Origin of the sequence: Glutamicibacter protophormiae (genome assembly GCF_014647495.1) — a bacterium.
In the GTDB taxonomy this organism is placed as follows: Bacteria; Actinomycetota; Actinomycetes; order Actinomycetales; family Micrococcaceae; genus Glutamicibacter; species Glutamicibacter protophormiae.
In genome coordinates this window covers 274982-294870 of record NZ_BMPH01000003.1, presented here as the reverse complement: position 1 = coordinate 294870, position 19889 = coordinate 274982, and the positions used below count along the sequence as shown (strand labels likewise).

Genomic DNA, 19889 nt, shown 5'->3' with positions numbered 1-19889 from the left:
AATCACACCTTTCTTGCAGACTGGTTTTTGGTTTCGTCGCCCTCGGCAGGTGCAACTGCTGAGGGCATTTCTTTTTCCGACAAGGTCGGAGTTTGACCCCTCTCGGTAGACTCAGAGGTTCCAACACCCGCACCATCCGGTGCTCCAACTACCGAGAGGGAAATCTGATGGCCAAAATGAATCTCAACGGAGCCGACGTCATCACTGCTGAAGCAAACGCGGACCTGATCTTTGCTGCCCTTGACGTTGCAGTGTGCGAACTTCTTAACAAGCACGCCGCTTTCCGCTTCGTCTTCATTCCTACAGAGGATGACCGCCCGGCTGTCTCGTACCTCATCACGAGGGCTAGCCAGATCTCTTTCAACTACGCGGCAACCCTCCTGGACAACACGATCGACGTCGAGCGGATAAAGGGAGCCATCTTCGAAACTTTTGACGACCTCGGACATATCCTGATCGATGGTCGGAAACTCGCCGGGACCGAGAGCTGACACAAGATCGTCTAGCGTTGCCGACTCGGGAATCCACAGCGTGCCTACTCCCGATCCGCCCTCAGCAGGTGCAACTGCTGGGGGCTCTTCGTTTGCCGGGCACGAATTGGCCCAGGCGACGAACTCGCCGATAGTTCGACTGGCGGAGTCCGCCCAATCGAGCAACTTTTCAAGTTCATCCCGGGAGACAGTTACCTGGGCGGCGAGCGCCTGGGAGTCGAGCTGAGCTTGCAGGTTGCTCTTGGCTTCGTCGACACTCATGCCGCGTTCACCGCCGAGTTGACGCCGGATGATCCCCCACTTGTCACACGAGGCGCAACTTCATGCTCCTCAAGGATGAACAAGTCCTCCCAGTCGGTGAATAACCGAGCAGCGATCAACAGAGCCAGATCCTCGGTGAGGGTCTTCATCTTGCCGGTCTCCAGCTGGTGGATCGTAGCCTGCGAGCGACGGACCAGGCCAGCTAGGTCACGCTGGCTGAACCGCTGATTTATCCGCTTGCGCCTCAGCGCAGCGGGATCGATAACACGCATCCAGCTCTCCTTTCGAACGAGATTGAGATGACGACGCGTTCCACGCATAACCAGTATTCCTTCCACTTTTCGATCTGACAAGTTAACTATCATTCACTACTCACCAAGTTGTCAAGTCGAAAAGTGGATTTACCCGCGAAATTATTGGGATGATGAACTTGTTACTTTTCACCTGCAAAGTTCAGGGAATTGAGCAAGCGAGAGTTCATCTAGGAAAGTCGTGGTTGTGAACGATACAGATTCCCTCAAGGGCCTCATAGAGATGGCGGTCGAGCGACACCAAACGTCTGCCCGGCAACTTGCCTTCAAGGCTCAAGAGGCTGGTCTCAAAATCACCTACACGACTTTGAACCAAATTCGGAGCAACACGTACAAGTCTGTTCCAGGCGAACAAACCCTTCGTGCGATTGCCTGGCTTGCCGGCGTTGAGGATTCTGTGGCGTTCACAGCAGCGGGACAACCAGTCCCGGGCCCGCCACTCGCAGACGAACTCCCACCAGGCGCAGACAACCTCTCGCCTAAATCGCGGAAAGCAGTCGTAGAGATGGTTCGGGTCCTCGTCGACCTCGAAGCAGGCAGCAATGCAGAACGCACCAGCTCAGAACCTACGAAAATTTCTCGGCACCAAAGTCGCGGTGTCTCCTCTGAAAGTAACCTTGGCCAGGAACAGAAGACCGGGCCGGATGACAGCATCATCGAATTCCACGGCGCCGAAGCCGAGAAGTACCCGGCCCCGCCGATAGAGCAATTGGCAGCGCATCCGAAGGTGAAAACCAGGAGCGAACAGCTCGACGAGGAATCGGACTCGAGGAACGAGAACTAAATGACGTCCAATGTAAATAAATCTGCGGAAATGGCCTTCCGTCAGCTCCGTCTTAGCCTTGGAGACATCGCAACTCAATTCAGGGACTGGGCCAACAAGCCTGAGGGCTCCCCTGCATCACACCGTATGCGACAACTGATTGCCGATCATGTGGCCTTAGCGGTTGATTCCTATTTGAGTGACATGGTCTACATTATCGACATGGCTGATGCAAAATCTCTGCAGTCGGTTGAGATGATTCTAAATAGTTCCGTTCGCGACTTGAATCTACCCAAACGGACGCGCCTTCAAGATTGCGATGAAATCATTCGATGGGTTCAGGACGAATTCGCCATGATGCTTGATATGGGTCAATATATGGAGCTCCGCGAGCGACCCAACGATGTTCATCAGCGTATGCATCGGGTAAATGAGTCAGCCATAAATTTGAGGTTCGCTTACAGCAGGGAGCTTCAGCAGGAAGTTGTAGACGCCGAATTTTCTAAAGTTCGAGATGAGCTGACGAGAGCCGCCAAGGGTGGTTACGATCTCCAATCGTCCCTTCAACGAGCGAATGAGTTGGCGCAACAAGTCGAAAAGCTCAACGAGGAAGCTACCCAAAGAACTGCCGAACTCAACAAATACCGAACTATTGCTGAAAATGCTGCCGCGTTAGCTGATCAAGCCCAACAGAGCTATGCATCGGTTCAGGCTCAACAAGAAGTCCTAAACGAAGAAGACTCCAAGAAGGCTCTAATCAAGCATTTCGAAAACTTCCATAACTCTCACGATGAGAAGTCAACGGCATACTTTTGGGTTGGGATTACGGTCCTGAGTACGGTGGCAATTTTTGCCGTAATCTACGCTTTTATCCTTGCCGACGAGGCGTTTAATTGGCCAACCTTGGCATGGAAACTTGCGGTAGTCGCAGGTGGATCCGCAATTGGCACATATCTTCTAAGGCAGTCCAATTATCACCGTAGGCTCTCGGTTTGGAGTGACACGGTCAGTGTCCAGCTCCAAACCTTCACGCCATATATACAACTAATCGGTGAGGAGGGTGCCCGAGATCAGCTGCGCATGGAATTTGCGAGAAGAGTTTTCGGCAACGAACCAGGCGCCGACGACAAAAATCCAGAACCGCCTAATAATACTGCGGCAGTTTCTGAGCTAGCGGCTCTTATGGCGAATGTCGCTAAACTGCAGAGTAGTGGACCTGCCAAAGGGGACTCAAAGCCGTGAATCCTTTAGCCGCACCATCGAAGTCGAAATCGAAGAACATACACGAGCAGCTCGACGAACAAACCGGCGTGGACGCATCTAATTCGAGGGACGATCACTAGTGGCATTCCGCGGACTTCCTGGGCTAGCTGTATCCGAACTAGTGGCTAGCGATTTAGGTTCAAAAGACTTACAGCAAGGCATTGCGCGAGTATTCGTGAAATCAGACGAAGATTCAGAACACCCAGTCGTTCTCCACGAGTACCTAGCTGCAAGACTCGCGCACTCCATGGGTATCCCCGTCCCCTTCGGCGAGCTTGCTGCCGTCCAGCACAATGCCCGCGCCTGGGCAACCGCGATTGTTGGCACCGATGGCGAAGTTTCCGCGCCACCGAACCCGCAGGAAGCCGCAGTAGTGGAGCCTCACATATACTCAGGTATAGCTGCTTTTGACGTGTGGCTACTCAACATCGACCGTACAGACGCAAATCTGATCTGGACGCCCGATGTGGGGTTGTGGGCAATCGATCATGAGCAGTGTTTCAACGGAGTGGACCCTCGACATCCGAATGCTTTGCGGGGAGTTGAAAACTCAACTCATCGATCGCAGGTCTACCGAGAAGTCACTCCATCAGCTGAACTCTTGGGCTGGTGGACAGGCCTTATATTCAGCCAGGGAAAACGGTGGGTAGATGCAGCTTGCGATGCCGCGTACCAACGTAAACTGGCCAGCAAAGCGCATATCGATCAGTACCGTCGTTTCCTGCACCACAGAACCTTAAATATAGTGTTTCTGTCGGCGCACACATATAACCTTGAGGTCCCAGATCTCTTTGGCCAGAATATCCCAGGTTCCCGCGCGGACTGACTAGACCACTCACAGAAGGAGGATCTCATGCACGCAGACTGGTACCTCGTCCAAATTACCGCTGATTTGCGGAGACATGAACCTCGCAACATTGGCGTCGTTCTAAATGTGGGCGAGCAGTGGATTCTGCGATTTCGTGGTGTGGACCGCAGCGGTAAAATCAACGGCCGTCTTTTACGCGGTATCGGCGTATCTAAATCGACCTATCAGTCCTGGATAGAGTACTTTGCACGTAAAGCACATACCGGCCGATGGAGCGAGGCACTATCGATACCAGAGAAGCGACCGTCAAACTTTAGCGCCATCCACGGCGGAACAATCATGGAAATAGCCGGCGAACCTCGCTTTCTCGCCGATAGACTTTTCAGCGAAATGGTGACACTTCCCGAGAAGCCAATCCAAGCTCCTTTGGATCTCGCGAGGCATGTCCTTGCTGAGGCTCAAATCGAGGTTCACGAGCGAATTCTGCTACCCGGACGCTGGGACCTCGATACTCCCGAGGTGCCGATTCCTTTTGATTTTGGGCTAGGCGAAGACCACCGTGTAACCCTCGAAGCCCTAAGCCCAAATCCATTGGCGATATCTTACCTTCGAACTCGAATCGATGCCGTGGAACGCGTCGGAAAAGCTCCTAGAATCATAGCCATGCTTCCGCTCAACAGAGCCGATAGGGATCTTCTGGATGACCTACTGCGACCGGTCGAACAGCACGCTGGCATACTCGACCTAGACGCATCAAACGCCGCAAATGAACTGCAAGCAATGGTGTCCTAACTACTAAAAAGCAACAACACAAGTCTCCTCTTGCATTAGGCCCACACCATGATTCGAATATATATTCGAATCATGCAGAACGTTTGGGGCATGTTGCGCACGCTTGCCCAGGTAGTAATCATTTGGAATCGACCCCACCCAGATCTAGTGGCGGCCACAGACGGCCGTCGCATCTGGGTGGACCCAGAACTCACGGCGGCCGAGCGGCGATGTTTCCTCGCACACGAGGCCTTCCACATCAAGCACGGCCACCAAGGTTGCCAGCCGCCATCCGTCGAACGACAGATCTGTTTGGAGACCGCCCGTTTCCTAGTCAGCTTCGAAGACCTGCAGCGCGTCGCCGGCTGGTCACGCAGCCCCTGGGTGATGGCCGAAGAACTCGGCGTCACCGAGCAAGTCGTCATCGACCGCCTGCAGACACTCGACGGCGACCAGATCCAGCAGCTCTGGCCAGCCTCAGAGCACATCGCCTAATCCTGTTTTCCACAACTCGCCAATAACCCCGCTCGCGGGGTCTATTCGGCGCGCACAATTTCCCCAAGGAGGGAACCATGACGACCTCAGAACCCCGCGCCAAGCGGGGCAACCAGGAAGGCTCCGAACCGAGGCTGCGAGCCGACGGCCGTTGGCAAGCCAACTACGTCGCCGGCTACAAGCCCAGCGGCCACGCCATACTCAAATCGGCCTATGGCAAGACCAAAGCGGAATGCACCCGCAAGCTCCGTGAAGCGCTGCGCGAAGTCCACGCTGGCCAATCGACTGTAGGGCTCAAGCCTCGCCTGATCGAATGGCTCGACTACTGGCTCGCCAACATCGCCCCAGCCACCGCCAAGAGCCCCCAGACACGCAAGGGCTACAGCAACAAGATCAACAGCCACATCCGGCCCCACCGGCTGGCCGGCAAGCGCTTGGACAAGCTCACGCCCACCGACTTCGAAGTGATCTACGCGGCGATGCGCGAAGCTGGGCTATCCGAAACCAGCCTCCTCGGGCTCCACGCCATCCTCCGGCGAGCGCTGAATATGGCGGTCAAGCGCGGAGTCCTCGGGAAGAACCCGATATTGGTCTTGGATGCGCCCTCGCCAGAGCCGTTTGAGCCGCAGGTGTATTCGACCGAAGAGGTGCGGCGAATGATCACGGCGACCAAGAGCCGGGATGATGAGGCGCGGTGGCTGCTGAATCTGATGCTGGGTCCGCGCCAGGGTGAAGCGCTGGGGCTTACCTGGTCGGATATTGACTTTGAGAACGGGAAGATCCGCATCGAACGTGAGCTGTTCGTGCTGCCGTGGGAGCACGGGTGCAACCCGGATGATCCGCTGGCGCCGAAGTGCGGGCGGAAGTTCGGCCGGCACTGCCCGATGCGGAGGGGCGGCGGATACTTCACGGGCGCGCCTAAGAGCGCCGCAGGCGTTCGTAGCGTAACCATGCCAGGTCCACTGCGTCAGGCGCTCCTGAGGCATGCTGAGGCCCGGAAAACGATACGCGCGCACGAACCGTGGGCGGTATGGAAGGACCAGAACGGGGTTGAGCGGGATCTGGTTTTCTGCCGGCCGGGCGGGATGCCACTGTACTCGAAGGCGGATTGGACGGCGTGGCGCGAGCTGCTAGCCGAGGCGAAGGTGCCGCCCGGCCGCATCCACGACGGCCGGCACACGGCGGCCACGACCATGCTCCTGCTCGGTGTTCCCCAACGGGTGGTGATGGAGATCCTGGGCTGGTCGCAGATCTCCATGCTGCAGCGCTACCAGCATGTGCTCGATGAGATGCACCAGGACGTCGCGGACAAGTTGTCCGCGCATTGGGCTGAGCCGGAGCCCAAACCGGTACCGCAGCCGGATAACGTGATTTCACTGCAGGACCGCTTCCGGAATCGCGGAAACTTCGGCGCATGAAAAATAAAATTATGGTCAAATTATGGTCAAACCGACGAAAATGGTCTTAAACGAAAATCGCCCGGCAACCTGTTTACGCAGGTCGCCGGGCGATTTTGCTTGGTAGGGAGTGACGGACTTGAACCGACGACCAAGGGATTATGAGTCCCCTGCTCTAACCAACTGAGCTAACTCCCCATCCGTGAGCTTTCCTGTCAGTCCAAGCGAAGCACACTCGAAATATTCTAGGGCATCACCAGCCCAAACGCCGATTCGGCGCACGGGGTTGAACCCAATTAGTGGATGGTCACTTTTTGTCCGCGGTACAGGGCTTCGAAGGCGTCCATGGTCTTTTCCTGCGCATGGTTCAGCACCTTGCGATGACCTGCCTGGCCCAGCTTGGCCCGGCCGGCCTCGTCGAGTCCAAGCACCTTTTCCAGCTTGTCGGCAAGGTCCCGCCGGTCCCCGGGGGTGAACATGTAACCGTTGATGCCTTCGTCCACGAGGTGCGGCAAGGCCATGGCGTTTGCCAGCACTACGGGTTTGGAAGCCGACAATGCTTCCAAGGTCACTAGGGACTGTAATTCAGCGGTGCCAGGCTGGCAGAAAACATCGCAACGCAGGTAAGCCTGGCGGAGTTCTTCATCTGGAACTTGCCCCAAAAAGCGCACCCGGTCGCCGACTTTCTGCTCGACGGCGATACGTTCCAGGTTCTTGCGTTGCTCGCCGCCGCCGACAATCTCGAGTATTGCGTTGGGTACCGAATGCATCAGCGGCAGCGCTTCAATGAGTTCATTGATGTTCTTTTCCACGGCCAGCCTGCCCGCGAAGAGGATCGTGGGCGCCTCGTTCTTGAGCACAGTTTCACCCTCGGCCAGCTCATAGTTGCCGACCTCGATGCCGTTGGACAGCGGAAGGACGTCCTTCAGCCTGGCCCGCTCCCGCATAGCCTTGGCGGCCAGCGGCGTCGGGGTGGTCACGGCGTCGGCGCGGCCGAAGATCTTGCCCATGTCCCGCCAGGAGTTGTGCGCCACGATTTTCTTGAACCAGACCGGGAACGGAAGGAAGGGGTCCAGGTTCTCCGGCATGAAGTGGTTCGTGGCGATGGATCGGACCTTGTGCTTCCGCGCCCAGGCGAGGGTGTGCTGTCCGATCATGTAGTGGCTTTGCGCATGCACTACATCCGGATTGATTTCGGCAAGTAACTTCTCAATTTGCCGATTGACTTCCCAGGGGAAGACGATGCGGAAATATTCGTGGGTCGGCACGGCGTGCGACCTGAGTCGGTGCACGATGGCCTCGTCGCGAACCTCCGTATAGGTTCGGCCGGACTCTCCTCGCGCAGCCAAGACATGCACCCGGTGGCCGCGTTCATGCATGGCCGTTGCCAGGCGATAGCAGAACATGGCGGCGCCGTTTACATCCGGCGGGTAGGTATCGGCGGCGATGACGATAGTCAGCGGTTTATCCTCGGCCACAAGCATCCTTTGTCGTTCAACATGTACTAATTCCATTGCGTGCCGCGTGGCACGACTATTTCTCTTCGCCCTGCATACTCTTGCTGCGGTGCGCCGCATGCTTGACCCGTCGCTCAATGACATCAGGATGGTGCCTGGACAAGGCCACCACACCGATGATGGCCAGAATGCCGGCGACCAGCATGGCCAGGGATATCAGCACCGGCACATCCGGTCGGAGCTCCCCGAGGATGATCACGCCGATGGCAATGCCGATGATCGGATCGATGACGGTCAGTCCAGCGATAACCAGATCGGGAGGGCCCTTGGCGTAGGCCTTCTGGACGAAATACGATCCGAGCAAACCGGCGACGACCACGGAGAGCCCGGCGAGCCACGGCAGATTGGACAGGCTTGCGTCCCCCAGATTCAGGAAGGCCACTGCAATCATGCGTACGAGCACGGCGACGAATCCGAACAGGATTCCGGCGCCGGCGATGTAAAAGAACGCTCCGAGCCGCTTGTGGAACACCACTGTGCATAGGGCCACCGCAGCCACGACGCAGGCGAGGATGAATTCAATCAGATGCGCTTCGGCCTGCGTCATGCTCTGGTTGGTGTTGGTGACCATGATGGCCATGAGCACGAAACCAACCGAGCCGGCCATGCAGCTGGCGATGGCCAATACGGTGGGCCGGTTCAGCGTCAGATCCGATTCCTTGGCGTTGACCAAGGCGGTGATGACCAACGCGATGGCACCCACAGGCTGCACAACCGTCAATGGCGCATTCGCCAGCGCAAAGACGTTCAACGCCATGCCCGAGACCATCAGGAGCAAACCGCTCATCCAGCGCCCATTGGAAACGAGCTTGCCGATGTTTCCGATCTTCAGATCGAGACCGCCCACGGAATTGCGCACGGCCATGGCTTGGAAGTGGGCTCCGAAAGCAAGGCAAAAGGCACTGCATAGTGCCGCTGCAATAGCGATCCAAACCATGTCAGTGCCTTTCTGGCCTAGTTGTTTTCATGCCGCGAGACGTCGCGCGCGTCCGCCCTCGGCATCAAAGCCTAGGAGCGCTTGAAGAGCTTGCGGAGCACAACCGCCAGCGCGGTCGCTGAGCCTGCCGCGACGACGAAAGGCTTGGCTTTCTCCATGCGTTCGGCAGCGGCTCTGTCGGACTCCGAAAGGTCTTCGCCGGAAGCGGAGGACGGGCGCACGAAGCTGCGAGCCTTGGCGGCCGCGTTGCTGACGCGTTCACCGGTACTTTCGGCAAAGTGGCGGACCTTGTCGACCTTCGCCAGCGGAACCTGGATGCTTTCTCCGAGATTGTCGCGCAGGGCCTGGATCTGGCGACGGCGGCGCTTGGTGCGCAGGATGAGCTCATCGGCACTCGGTGCCGGCGGCTTGGGTTCGCTGGACTTGGAATCCTTGCCCTCGGCGTCTTCGGACTTCTTCTTCAACGGTTCGTCCAGGGTGGTGACGTCGAAATTACTGCCGTCCTTGAGAACACCGATGTCGTGGCGGATGCCGCGAATCGCTGCCTCAGGCTTGAGCGGCATCGCCTTCTTGACCTTGCGGTATCCGACAAGCGCCAGAAGTGCGGCAAGAACCAGGAAGACTCCCGCCAAAATCAAAGCAGCAGCCCAGCCTGGGAGCCAGATCGTCAAAACGTTGATCAAGGTGACCACGACAGCGATACCGAATAGCAGGACGAGGACCAAGGCCGCGCCGGCCATGGCGCCAGCCATGCCCAGGCTGATGCCCTTGCTCTTAAGCAGGGTCGTCGCGAGCTTCAGTTCGTCCGAGATCTGCTGCGGAACAAGTTCCTTGAGGCCTTCGACTTGTGCCTTGGCACTCTTGACGCTCGACTTCAGACTTTCATCAGTCTGGGTCGATTCAGCTTCAGACATGGTTTCTCCATATTCTTGATGGCCGGATAACCGGTAGTACTCACGCTAGCACTCCAGTTGTCGCAGGCGACTCAGTCTTCAGGCGTAATACCCACGGCTCGATCTCATGCCACGGGTGTATCTGTTCTCGATCGAAAGTCTATCGCCTGAACCCGGTTGACTATAAGCGATGCAAAAAATTGTGCGCGCCCTGACCAGTAGCCGAGCGCTTCTGTCCACGAAAATGAGAAAACCTCCCAACCACCAGAGGTGATTGGGAGGCTCTTTTCGCTCCTCCAACTGGACTTGAACCAGTAACCCTTCGATTAACAGTCGAATGCTCTGCCAATTGAGCTATGGAGGATTGCAACGAGATATACCTTATCACTGGCCAAGCCGGGTTTTCAAATCGGCAGCGGCCATGGGATTGTGGGGCATTTTCCCGTTGATTTTCCGGGTATTACCCCATGGCACCGGAAGTTTTTCCCGCGCCACCCTTCAACCTCGCCCTGTGATTTGAGGCATACCCTGCGAGCTCGATCAACTGGCGGGCAGAACGTTCCCAGGAATAATTTTCCGCGCGCTGCACCGCGCGTCGCGAAAATAGGCTCCATGTGCCGCTGTCCGCCAGCTGGCGCACCTGCGCCGCGAAACCCTGGGGATCGTCGGGCGCAGCAAAGAGCGCAGCATCATCCGCGACTTCACGGAAAATCGGCATGTCGGTGGCGACGACCGGGGTTCCCATGCTCATGGCCTCCACCAGCGGCAGCCCGTAGCCTTCTTCACGCGACAAGGTCACCAAGGCGGTGCATTCTCCCAGCATTTCTTCGTACTCCTGGTCGCTGACGCCGTTGTGGAAAACGACTCTTGCACCTTCGGGGATCCGCTGCTCGAGTTCGCTGCGGCGCTGATCCGCGATGGCGCTCAACAGGTGCAGTTCGAAGTCGGGCAGGAACTCCATGCCTGCAAGCAGCGTCTCGACGTTTTTGTATTCCATGAATGAGCCCATGTACAGCAGGGTCTTCCTGGGTTCGGCAGTTTCCGAGCGCCGGGCAAAAGTTCCGCTGGGCGCATTCGAGACCAGCCCTATGTGCTTGCGCGTCAGGTTGTGTTCGCGCATCAGGGAAGCGGTCGTATTGGATACCGTGGCCACCGCATCGGCCCGGTTCAGGAGCCAGCGCTGCGGCCAGTACACCTGATGGAACAGGTACCAGCCGAGCCGGATCGGCGCCGGCAGGAATTTCGGGGCGTGGGGATGCGAGTAGTAGATCAAGTCGTGCAGGGTCAGGATCACCGGATATTTGCGCCCGAGCGTCCCCATGGTCTGCATCGGCGAGAACACGACATCGGGGTTCAGCTTGTTGACCCGCAGCGCTACCAGCGGCTCAAGTGGGCTGGTCGGGGACGACACCTTCAGGTAGGGCACGTCCGGCAGCATTGGCAGTTGCCGGGGATCATTGATCAGCATCGTGACCTCGGCAAGCTCGGAAGCCGCCGCAATCAGCCCTGCCGTGAAACGGCTGATCCCGTCATGGTGGGTAATGCGGGTGTATCGGGCATCGATAACGAGTTTCACGAGGTGAGTCGCCTTCGTCGTTGGCAGCGGTTGGAAGTTAAGCCTATCCGCTAGGGTTCAGGGACTTCTTCATCGACAGACGGATCTTGCGCATGCCGGCCAGCCTTGGAGAGCATCAGGTAGCACGCCAATCCCACAACGTTTGCCAGCACCCAAGCCCCCAATGCCGCCCGGATTCCGAAGACTGCGCCGATGCCTCCGCCCAGCAGGCCCCCGAGTGGCACGACGCCGAATGTGAACAATCGACGTGCGCTGGTAACGCGCCCAAGCAGCTGCTCAGGGGTAATCTCGGCTACCCACGTTGCCATTGCCACGTTGAACACCAGGAGCAGCATCCCCCACCCGGACGCATGCGCGGCGAGCAGAATGACCGCCAGCGGCGGCGCGGCGAATCCCGCGGCGAGTACCAGACCCGACAAGACGACCTGCCCCGCGATAGTCGGCAGCGCGAGCTGGCTTGGCGTGAATTTTTCTGCCAACCGTGGAGCCAGCAGGGCACCCGTCAAGCCGGAAAGTCCGCCAAGTGCCGCATACAGTCCGAACCCCGTGGCACCCAGCCCCAGCTCATTGACGATGAAGAGGCCTTCAACGGCCGAACCGATCGCTAGTCCCAGATTGGAAAACGCGACGCTCAAGGTCAGCGCCTTGAGCATCGGGCTGCCCCACACGTAGCGCATGCCGGCGGCGAAGGACCCTCGTCCAGATACGCTTCGCACGGTTTCAGCCCCCGCTTGATGAGCTGCTTCCTTCCCGCGGATGGCGCACGAGGTGCCGAATGCCGCAAGCAGCAAGGCCGCGGCGGCCGCCAGCAACGGCGGAGCGCCCAAAAGCGCGAACACCGTTCCCGCGGCGGCCGGAATGATGATGCTCAATGCCTGATCGGCTGCGGCCAGCCGTGCAATGAGCCCGGCCATCGAGGTCCGCTCAATTGTCAGCGCGGGCGCCGCAGTGGCCTGGGACGTTTCGCTGAAAACATTGCAGAAGCCCAGAAGCGTCGCCAGGACCAGCCCCAGCGCGATACTCAGCGCCCCGGCAGCACTGAGGATCAGCAGACAACCCATGAGTCCGAATTTGGCGCCGAGTCCGAGCCGCAGGACTCGGAGCGGTCCGAGACGATCCACCACATATCCCGCCGGAAGCGTGGCCGCCACGAACGCCAACGTCCCCAGGGCGTTAAGCAAACCCATGTCGAATGCGTTGGCGGCCAAGGTGGAAATGAAGAGCAGTTCCACGGTGAACTCACCCAGAGTCCGGCCGGCGGCATCTGCGGCATTCGAGCACAGCAGCATTCGTTGCGACTTGCGCAGATCAGCCATATGCCACCTCCCCTAGTTCTTGAAACCTACCAGTCAACATGCCAATCGCACTCCTGCTTGCAAGTCAATCGATTAGCTCAAACTTTCAAGCATGCCGATCCGGCGGAAATCGCTCCGCTAGGTTCCCAGGTGCTACCGTGTCGCATTCGGAAACGCACAGGTCAAAGCGGCCAAATATATCCGGCGTTACCACAAGCGCGCCCAAATGGCATCAGCGTCATGAAACTTTCAATTTGAGTTACCGGGCTTGCATTAACTAAATATCTTATGTTCTTAATAGTTGTCGTTAGGTAAGCCTGACCATACATTCCCGCGCAAAACTGAGGAGCATGCACTTGGGTACCCCATTGCCTTCCATGCAAAGAGCCACCGTGATTTCACGACGTCATGGCAGCTCGCTGTTGTCTGCACAGACCGCAGCGCAATTCGAAACCGAGTCGGCCCTTGTACTGAGTCACTTGGCCGCACAGCTATCCGGCATAGCCTCCCCCGCCACCGGAGCCAGCCCCGAGGAGCTCAGACCGGCAATCGAGGCCGTGGACCTCGATACTCCGTTGGGCAATCTCAACGATGCTGTGGAAGAGATCCAGCGGCTCTATCTGAGGGATGCGATCTATTTCCACGACACCCGTTACGCCGCCCACCTGAACTGCCCCGTAGCCATCCCCGCAGCGGCCATCGAGGCCATGGTCACCAGCGTGAATACCTCGATGGACACCTTCGACCAAAGCGCCGGGGCCACCCTGATCGAACGCAAGCTCGTGGACTGGACCTCCAGGCTCATCGGCTTCGATCCCCAGAAGGCTGACGGGATCTTCACCTCCGGCGGCACCCAATCCAACCTCCAGGCCATGCTGATCGCCCGTAACATTGCCACCGCCAAGCTGCAGGGTTCGCTGCCCCACCGCCTGTCGAAGCTCCGGATCTACTGCTCCGCCGATGCACATTTCTCCATCCGCAACTCCGCCATGCTGCTCGGCCTGGGCGTCGAGGCCGCCGTTGCGATTCCCACCGACCCCCTGCACCGCATGGATCCCGCGGCCCTGCGCCGGCAGATCGAGGCAGACGTGCAGGCCGGGCTGCAACCGATGAGCATCAGCGCGACGGCGGGCACCACCGATTTCGGCTCCATCGATCCGCTGCCCGAACTGCGGAGCATCGCGTCGGAGCACGGGACCTGGCTGCATGTCGACGCCGCCTACGGATGCGGGCTGCTGATCTCCCGGCGCCACCGCCACCGGCTGGCCGGCATCGAAACCGCGGACTCCGTCACGGTGGACTACCACAAGTCGTTTTTCCAGCCCATCGGATCCAGCGCGCTCATCCTGGCCAGCGGCCAGGATTTCGGCTCCATCACCCACTACGCCGAGTACCTCAATCCGCGGTCCGAGGCGGCCGGCAGCGCCAACCAGGTGGACAAGTCCCTGCAGACCACGCGCCGTTTCGATGCCTTGAAACTATGGACCACGCTGCGCACGCTGGGCGCCGGAGAACTGGGCGACATGTTCGACCAGGTGATCGAGCTGGCGGAAATGGCCGAGCGCGAAGTGGCCTTGCGCGACGAGCTGCGGCTGGTCGCCCCGGTGCAGCTGAGCACCCTGGTGTTCGCCTTCGATGCCCCGCACGCCGCCTTGTCCCGGACGCAGAAGAACCAGCTCGCCGACCAGATCCGCCATCGGCTCTATGCCTCCGGCGAAGCCATGATCGCTGCCACCACCCACCACGGCGAGCGCCTGCTCAAGCTCACCCTGTTGAACCCGAACACCTCCCTGTCCGATATCAGCGCCATTCTCGATGTCATCTGCCGGGTAGGCCGCGAAATACTCTCCGATCAGAAAGCTGGAATACCACTGTGAAGCATTTTGACGTCATCGCCATCGGTGCCGGCCCCTTCAATCTCGGTCTCGCCGCGTTGGCCGAGCCGCTGGAGCAGTTGAGCCTGGCCGTCTTCGAAGCCCGGGATACGATCAGCTGGCACCCCGGCATGATGCTGCCAGGCACCCACCTCCAGGTGCCCTTCATGGCGGATTTGGTCACCATGGCCGACCCCACCAGCCGGTTCTCCTTCCTGAACTACCTCAAGCAGCAAGGCCGGATCTACCCGTTCTACATCCGCGAAGACTTTTATGCGCTGCGCGCCGAGTACAGCAACTACCTTGCCTGGGCGGCCGAAGAACTCGACAGCGTCCATCTGGGCCATCGGGTCCTCGCGGTCGAGCATGCCGCGGGCCGCTACCGGGTATCGGTGCTTACCGCCGGTGGCGTTGACGAATTCAGCTGCGACAAGCTGGTGCTCGGGACAGGTTCCCAGCCCTACCTCCCGCCGGCGCTCGGCGAAGCCGCCGCGGCCAAGGCCGTCCATTCAAGCGACTACCTGCGCCATCGAGGCCGCCTGCTGCAGCCGCGCACCTCACGCCCGAAGGTCACCACCGTGCTGGGCAGCGGGCAGAGCGCGGCGGAGATCTTCCTGGACCTGCTGCGCAGCCTGCCCGAGGAGGACCATCTCATCTGGGCAACGCGGTCGGAACGCTATTTCCCGCTGGAATACACCAAGTTGACCTTGGAGATGACCTCGCCCGAATACATCGACCATTTCCATGCGCTCCCGCAAAGTGCACGCGACAGGCTGGCCGCCGGGCAAAAGGGGCTCTACAAGGGTATCAACGCGGACCTGGTCAACGAGATCTACGACGAGCTCTACGAACGCAGCGTGGCAGGGCGCCCTAACGTGCATCTGCGCACCGGGTGCGCCGCGACCGACATCCAGTTGCGCCCCGAGGGCCTGGCCGTGAAACTGCACCACAAATGCACGGCACGGGACTTGTCATTCGTGACCGACGAGCTGGTCCTGGCCACCGGCTACACGAGCCAGCTGCCGGATTTCCTGGCCGGCATCAGCACTCGGATCAACACCCTGCCCGACGGGCGGCTGGACGTGGACCGGGAGTACGGCATCGGTCCGGGCATTTTTGTGCAGAACGCGGAGCTGCACACCCACGGGTTCACCGCCCCGGATCTGGGTATGGGCGCCTACCGCAACTCTGTATTGCTCAACCGGATCACGCAGGAGACCGCTTACCCGGTGGAAGATCGCATCGCCTTCCAGCGCTTCGGCGCCGATTCCCTCGACATCCTGCCCACTGCAACGGCCACCCACGCCTAGGAGCACCCATGACTTTTGAATTCCGTTCCCTCCGCCTGCCCGAAGACACCGAACTGCTGCATTCCTGGATTGCCACCGAACACGCAGCGTTCTGGGGCATGCCGCACGCCACCGCCACGGAGATCGAGTCGGCCTACGCCGAGCTGCTGGGCACGCCGCGGTATCAGGTGCTGCTGGGCGTTGAGCACCAGGCCGCCCGCTTCCTGGTGGAACTCTACGATCCGCTGGCTTCCCCGCTGGCTGGCGCCTACCGCCACGTCCCCGGCGATCTAGGACTGCACTTCCTGGCCCCGGCAACCACCGCGCCCGAAGCAGGGTTCACCAACCGTGCACTGTCCGCCGCCGTGGAGCAAGGCTTCGCCGATCCGCGGGTGCAACGGATCATCGTGGAGCCGGACCTGCGCAACAAGTCGATCCAGGCGCTCAACGCCAGCGTGGGATTCAGGCCCTGCGGGCCGGTTCGGCTGGTGGAGGCAAACGGCGGCACCAAGCATGCGCTGCTGTCGATCATCACCCGCGCCGATTTCGAGCAAGCCACCGGCACGGTGCCAACCGGCACCGTGCTCTCCCCCGAACGCTGGGAACGCGCCAACCGCCATGTCCTGGCCAAGGCGCTGGGTGAATTCAGCCATGAACGGCTGCTGGAGCCTGCCGAGCACGGCGAGCGGTCGTACAGCCTGCACAAGGACGGGCACCGCTACCGGTTCACCGCCGGGAGGTACCGGATGAACCACTGGCTGGTGCAGCCGCAGTCGATCCGGCACGAACGCTGGGCCGACGGATCCTGGCAGCCGGCCCCGGTCGACGTGCTCGATTTCGTCACGCTCTACCGCAGCGAACTCACCCTGGGTGAAGCCCAGCTGCCCACCTATCTGGAAGAACTGTCCTCGACGCTCAGCAGCCACTGCTACAAGCAGCTGCAGGCCTCGCACTCCAGCGCGCAGCTGGCGCGGTTCGCTGGAACTGCAGCGCAGTCGTTCCAGCGGATCGAGGCGGCGATGACCGAAGGGCACCCCTGCTTCGTCGCCAACAACGGACGCATGGGACTGGGCCGCACCGACTACCTGCGCTACGCCCCGGAGACCGGAACAGCGCTGCGCCTGGGCTGGGTCGCCGCCCATCGCTCACGGGCCCATTTCAGCTCGGTCGATACCTTGGACTACGAGGGGCTGCTGGCCGCGGAACTGGGTTCGGCCGAACGCGCACGGCTGGAGCGGACGCTTCAGCGTTCCTTGGACGGCACGGGCGGGGATCCGGCGGACTACATCCTGCTGCCGGTGCATCCATGGCAGTGGGAGAACAGGCTGTCCATCACTTTCGCCAACGACATCGCCGCCCGCCAGCTGATCTGGCTGGGCGCCAGCGCGGATCACTACCAGCCGCAGCAGTCCATCCGCACCTTCTTCAACGTGGACCACCCGGAACGGCACTACGTGAAGACGGCCATGTCGATCCTCAACATGGGTTTCATGCGCGGCCTGAGCGCCGAATACATGAAGGCCACCCCGGCGATCAACCAGTGGCTGGGCGAGCTGTTCGAGAAGGACCCGGTGCTGAGCACGCAGCCGGTGGAGCTGCTGCGCGAAATCGCCGCGGTGGGATACCGCAACCCGCAATTCGAAGCCGCCACCGATGCCTCGGCGGCGCAACGCAAGATGCTTGCCGCCCTGTGGCGTGAGTCCCCCATCGGCACCCTGGCCGAAGGCGAGCGCCTGGCCACCATGGCCAGCCTGTTGCACGTTGACGACCAGGGCCGGTCGTTCGCCGCGGCGTTGATCCGCGGCAGCGGCCTGGACGCCGGGCAGTGGCTGGCAACCTACCTCGATGCGTACCTGGTTCCGCTGGTCCATTGCCTGGCGGCCTACGACCTGGTGTTCATGCCGCATGGCGAGAATGTCATCCTGGTGCTCAAGGACGGGGCGGTGCAGCGAGTGCTGCTCAAGGATTTGGGCGAGGAGATTGCGGTGCTCTCCGACCGGGTTGAACTGCCCGAAGAGGTCCGCCGGGTACGCACCGGAGGCGATCCCGTGCTGTCGATCTTCACCGACGTGTTCGATTCGTTCTTCCGCTTCCTCGCGCCGCTGCTGGACGCCGAAAAGGTGCTGGGCGAGGACGACTTCTGGCGCATCGTCTCCGAGCGCCTGCTGGCCTACCGCAGCGGGCATCCGGACTTCGCCGAAGACTTCGACCGCTTGGTGCTGTTCGCCCAGGACTTTCCGCTTTCCTGCCTGAACCGTCTCCAGCTGCGCAACAACCAGCAGATGCTGAATCTTGCGGACCAGTCGGGCGGCCTGCTGTATGCCGGAGATCTGGAGAATCCGCTGGCATCGGCGCTCGTTGCCATGGAGTAGGATTTTTCCTTCTCCGCGGGTGCCGCGCCGGGAACGCCGTGCGTTCCGGTGCGGCGCCTACCCGATCCGGGCGGCGAGGGCCGCGACGCCTTCGCCTTCAAGCCGGTTGCAGGCTTCGCGCCGCCCGGCCATCGCCATCACCAGGTCCAGCAGGGTTCCACGCACTTGAGGGCCGGAGCCGGCGGAGAATTCGTCGTCCAGCGCGACCAGGGCCAGCCCCTTAGACAGAGTCTTGCTGTTCACCGCGAAATCCTTGGCCGCGAAAAATTCTGCGACCTCGCGCACCGCCGGGACAGAGGGGTCCAGGCGCAGTTTGTTCGGCCTGGTAATATCCTGCCCGTGCACCAGCACCTCGCCGAGCAGGCCCTGGCTGGATCCCAGCGGGGCGATGCGGCGGGTGCAGACCAGGCGATAGCGTTCCAGGGTCTCGGACCAGTCCCGCCCCAGCTGCCCGGCCAGCAGCCGCGCGTTATGCCGGTCGGTGTTGAACCCCGAGCGCGCCATATTCACCAGCCATCGCGGGGTCGCGGTGGACCCGGCCGCGCTGAGGTGCGCGACCGCGTGCCGCACGTCCCAGTCCCCGCACAGCGTCGGCAGTTCCCATTGCCCTGGCTCCAGCGCCGCCAGCACGTTGTCCAGGCGCCGGCGTTCCTCATCGATCAACCGCCATCGGGCTGCGTTTTCCATGGCCCCAGCCTAGTTCGTTGTCGGGTTCTTTCGTCCGGAAAATTTGCGTGTTCCAGTCCCCTGTGGGAATCGCTTTTGCTTGAACAGGAAAAAACTTCACTACTAAGTATTGCTAGTTACTGCTACTTAGTTCTACTATCTACCTGTACTCAACATCGCTAAGTAGACAGGAGATGCCATGGGAACACAGATGACCGAAATGCTGAAAGGCACCCTCGAAGGCATTGTGCTGTCGATCCTCGCCGAACGCCCCGCGTACGGCTACGAAATCACCGCCGAACTTCGAGAACGCGGTTTCACCGATATCGCCGAAGGCACCATCTATGCACTGCTGATTCGCATTGAAACCAAGAAGCTCGTCGCGGTGGACAAGGTCCCCTCCGCCAAGGGGCCGCCGCGCAAGGTCTTCACCCTCAACGACGCGGGCCGGGCCCAGCTCAAGGACTTCTGGTCCACGTGGAACCAGCTGGTCAGCCGCATTGAAAACCTCCCCCACAACAGCAAAGGACGCTGAATCATGGCAGCCAAATGGATCGAAATGATGACCGGATCCCTGGAACAGAAAAAGCAGTACAAGCGCAATGCCGCACGGCTCCAGGAGCTGGCCTCCCCCTACAAGGAAACCGCCGCCGCGCTGCAGCGCTACTTCCTCTACCAAGGCGGGGTCACGGACGGCGACATCCTGGTCGCCATGCTCGGCGACCTGGCCGATCTCTTCGAGGGCGCCGCCGCGGCCGGCACCCCGGTACGCGAAATCGTCGGTGAAAACCCGGTGGAGTTCGCCGAGGAATTCACCGCGGCCTACGGAGGCCAGCGCTGGATCGACAAGGAACGCACACGGCTGATCGAGGCAATCGACCAGGCCGAACGGAAGGAAGAAGGGCAGTAG

The 19889-nt window shown here is 60.2% G+C and carries 19 protein-coding genes and 2 tRNA genes; 11 read left to right on the top strand and 10 right to left on the bottom strand.

What is annotated here, in order from left to right; translation table 11 throughout:
• Window positions 1-2: 2 nt before the first annotated feature.
• Complete coding sequence (locus IEY43_RS05710; RefSeq protein WP_188947640.1) at window positions 3-752, bottom strand: hypothetical protein; 750 nt, start codon at window positions 750-752, stop codon at window positions 3-5.
• On the bottom strand, window positions 749-1024 hold the full coding sequence (locus IEY43_RS05705) for a helix-turn-helix transcriptional regulator (protein WP_209550387.1): 276 nt from the start codon (window positions 1022-1024) through the stop codon (window positions 749-751). Before IEY43_RS05705 ends, IEY43_RS05710 begins: the two co-directional genes overlap by 4 nt.
• A gap of 226 nt (window positions 1025-1250) precedes the next feature.
• Here IEY43_RS05705 and IEY43_RS05700 point away from each other — a divergent pair, with 226 nt between their 5' ends.
• The 6 genes from IEY43_RS05700 to IEY43_RS05675 all read left to right on the top strand — a co-directional run bounded on the left by IEY43_RS05700 (window position 1251) and on the right by IEY43_RS05675 (window position 6581).
• Window positions 1251-1847: a hypothetical protein gene (locus IEY43_RS05700; protein WP_188947638.1), complete on the top strand. Its 597-nt coding sequence runs from the start codon at window positions 1251-1253 to the stop codon at window positions 1845-1847.
• Window positions 1848-3068 carry a hypothetical protein gene (locus IEY43_RS05695; RefSeq protein ID WP_188947637.1) on the top strand — a complete coding sequence of 407 codons (1221 nt, stop codon included), beginning with the start codon at window positions 1848-1850 and terminating at the stop codon, window positions 3066-3068. It abuts the gene before it with no gap.
• 100 nt (window positions 3069-3168) lie between these two features.
• A complete protein-coding gene (locus IEY43_RS05690) occupies window positions 3169-3915 on the top strand; it encodes a HipA family kinase (RefSeq protein ID WP_308425042.1) in 747 nt (248 codons plus the stop codon).
• Between the two features lie 27 nt (window positions 3916-3942).
• On the top strand, window positions 3943-4689 hold the full coding sequence (locus IEY43_RS05685) for a hypothetical protein (RefSeq protein WP_188947635.1): 747 nt from the start codon (window positions 3943-3945) through the stop codon (window positions 4687-4689).
• A gap of 72 nt (window positions 4690-4761) precedes the next feature.
• A complete protein-coding gene (locus IEY43_RS05680; protein ID WP_188947634.1) occupies window positions 4762-5163 on the top strand; it encodes a M78 family metallopeptidase domain-containing protein in 402 nt (133 codons plus the stop codon).
• A gap of 77 nt (window positions 5164-5240) precedes the next feature.
• Window positions 5241-6581 (top strand): tyrosine-type recombinase/integrase, encoded by a 1341-nt coding sequence (locus tag IEY43_RS05675; RefSeq protein ID WP_188947633.1) that lies wholly within the window; start codon window positions 5241-5243, stop codon window positions 6579-6581.
• Window positions 6582-6681: 100 nt separating this feature from the next.
• Here the strand turns inward: IEY43_RS05675 and IEY43_RS05670 are convergent.
• The 7 genes from IEY43_RS05670 to IEY43_RS05640 all read right to left on the bottom strand — a co-directional run bounded on the left by IEY43_RS05670 (window position 6682) and on the right by IEY43_RS05640 (window position 12799).
• Window positions 6682-6758: transfer RNA gene (locus IEY43_RS05670), tRNA-Ile, on the bottom strand.
• A gap of 98 nt (window positions 6759-6856) precedes the next feature.
• Window positions 6857-8044, bottom strand: coding sequence for a glycosyltransferase (locus IEY43_RS05665; RefSeq protein WP_188947632.1), 1188 nt, complete (start codon window positions 8042-8044; stop codon window positions 6857-6859).
• Window positions 8045-8093: 49 nt separating this feature from the next.
• Window positions 8094-8942, bottom strand: a complete 849-nt coding sequence (locus IEY43_RS05660; RefSeq protein ID WP_308425041.1) for a DMT family transporter — start codon at window positions 8940-8942, stop codon at window positions 8094-8096.
• Window positions 8943-9085: 143 nt separating this feature from the next.
• The gene (locus IEY43_RS05655) at window positions 9086-9928 is read right to left on the bottom strand and encodes a phage holin family protein (protein ID WP_188947630.1); all 843 of its coding nucleotides are present in this window, start codon (window positions 9926-9928) and stop codon (window positions 9086-9088) included.
• Between the two features lie 270 nt (window positions 9929-10198).
• Window positions 10199-10271, bottom strand: a tRNA-Asn gene (locus IEY43_RS05650).
• A gap of 96 nt (window positions 10272-10367) precedes the next feature.
• A complete protein-coding gene (locus IEY43_RS05645; RefSeq protein WP_188947629.1) occupies window positions 10368-11483 on the bottom strand; it encodes a glycosyltransferase family 4 protein in 1116 nt (371 codons plus the stop codon).
• 50 nt (window positions 11484-11533) lie between these two features.
• Complete coding sequence (locus tag IEY43_RS05640) at window positions 11534-12799, bottom strand: MFS transporter (protein WP_188947628.1); 1266 nt, start codon at window positions 12797-12799, stop codon at window positions 11534-11536.
• Between the two features lie 458 nt (window positions 12800-13257).
• On the opposite strand from IEY43_RS05640, the gene IEY43_RS05635 reads away from it, so the two are divergent.
• Genes IEY43_RS05635 through IEY43_RS05625 form a run of 3 tightly spaced genes read left to right on the top strand, consistent with a single transcriptional unit; the run spans window position 13258 to window position 18313 of the window.
• The gene (locus IEY43_RS05635) at window positions 13258-14655 is read left to right on the top strand and encodes a pyridoxal phosphate-dependent decarboxylase family protein (protein ID WP_229777289.1); all 1398 of its coding nucleotides are present in this window, start codon (window positions 13258-13260) and stop codon (window positions 14653-14655) included.
• Complete coding sequence (locus tag IEY43_RS05630; RefSeq protein ID WP_188947626.1) at window positions 14652-15962, top strand: lysine N(6)-hydroxylase/L-ornithine N(5)-oxygenase family protein; 1311 nt, start codon at window positions 14652-14654, stop codon at window positions 15960-15962. Before IEY43_RS05635 ends, IEY43_RS05630 begins: the two co-directional genes overlap by 4 nt.
• An 8-nt stretch (window positions 15963-15970) precedes the next feature.
• Window positions 15971-18313 carry a GNAT family N-acetyltransferase gene (locus IEY43_RS05625; protein ID WP_188947625.1) on the top strand — a complete coding sequence of 781 codons (2343 nt, stop codon included), beginning with the start codon at window positions 15971-15973 and terminating at the stop codon, window positions 18311-18313.
• A gap of 57 nt (window positions 18314-18370) precedes the next feature.
• Here IEY43_RS05625 and IEY43_RS05620 read toward each other — a convergent pair whose 3' ends face one another.
• Window positions 18371-19000 (bottom strand): maleylpyruvate isomerase family mycothiol-dependent enzyme, encoded by a 630-nt coding sequence (locus IEY43_RS05620; RefSeq protein ID WP_188947624.1) that lies wholly within the window; start codon window positions 18998-19000, stop codon window positions 18371-18373.
• 178 nt (window positions 19001-19178) lie between these two features.
• Between IEY43_RS05620 and IEY43_RS05615 the strand changes: the two genes are divergently transcribed.
• Together IEY43_RS05615 and IEY43_RS05610 are read left to right on the top strand one after the other, a co-directional pair.
• Window positions 19179-19514 carry a PadR family transcriptional regulator gene (locus tag IEY43_RS05615; protein ID WP_188947623.1) on the top strand — a complete coding sequence of 112 codons (336 nt, stop codon included), beginning with the start codon at window positions 19179-19181 and terminating at the stop codon, window positions 19512-19514.
• Between the two features lie 3 nt (window positions 19515-19517).
• Complete coding sequence (locus tag IEY43_RS05610; RefSeq protein WP_188947622.1) at window positions 19518-19889, top strand: DUF1048 domain-containing protein; 372 nt, start codon at window positions 19518-19520, stop codon at window positions 19887-19889.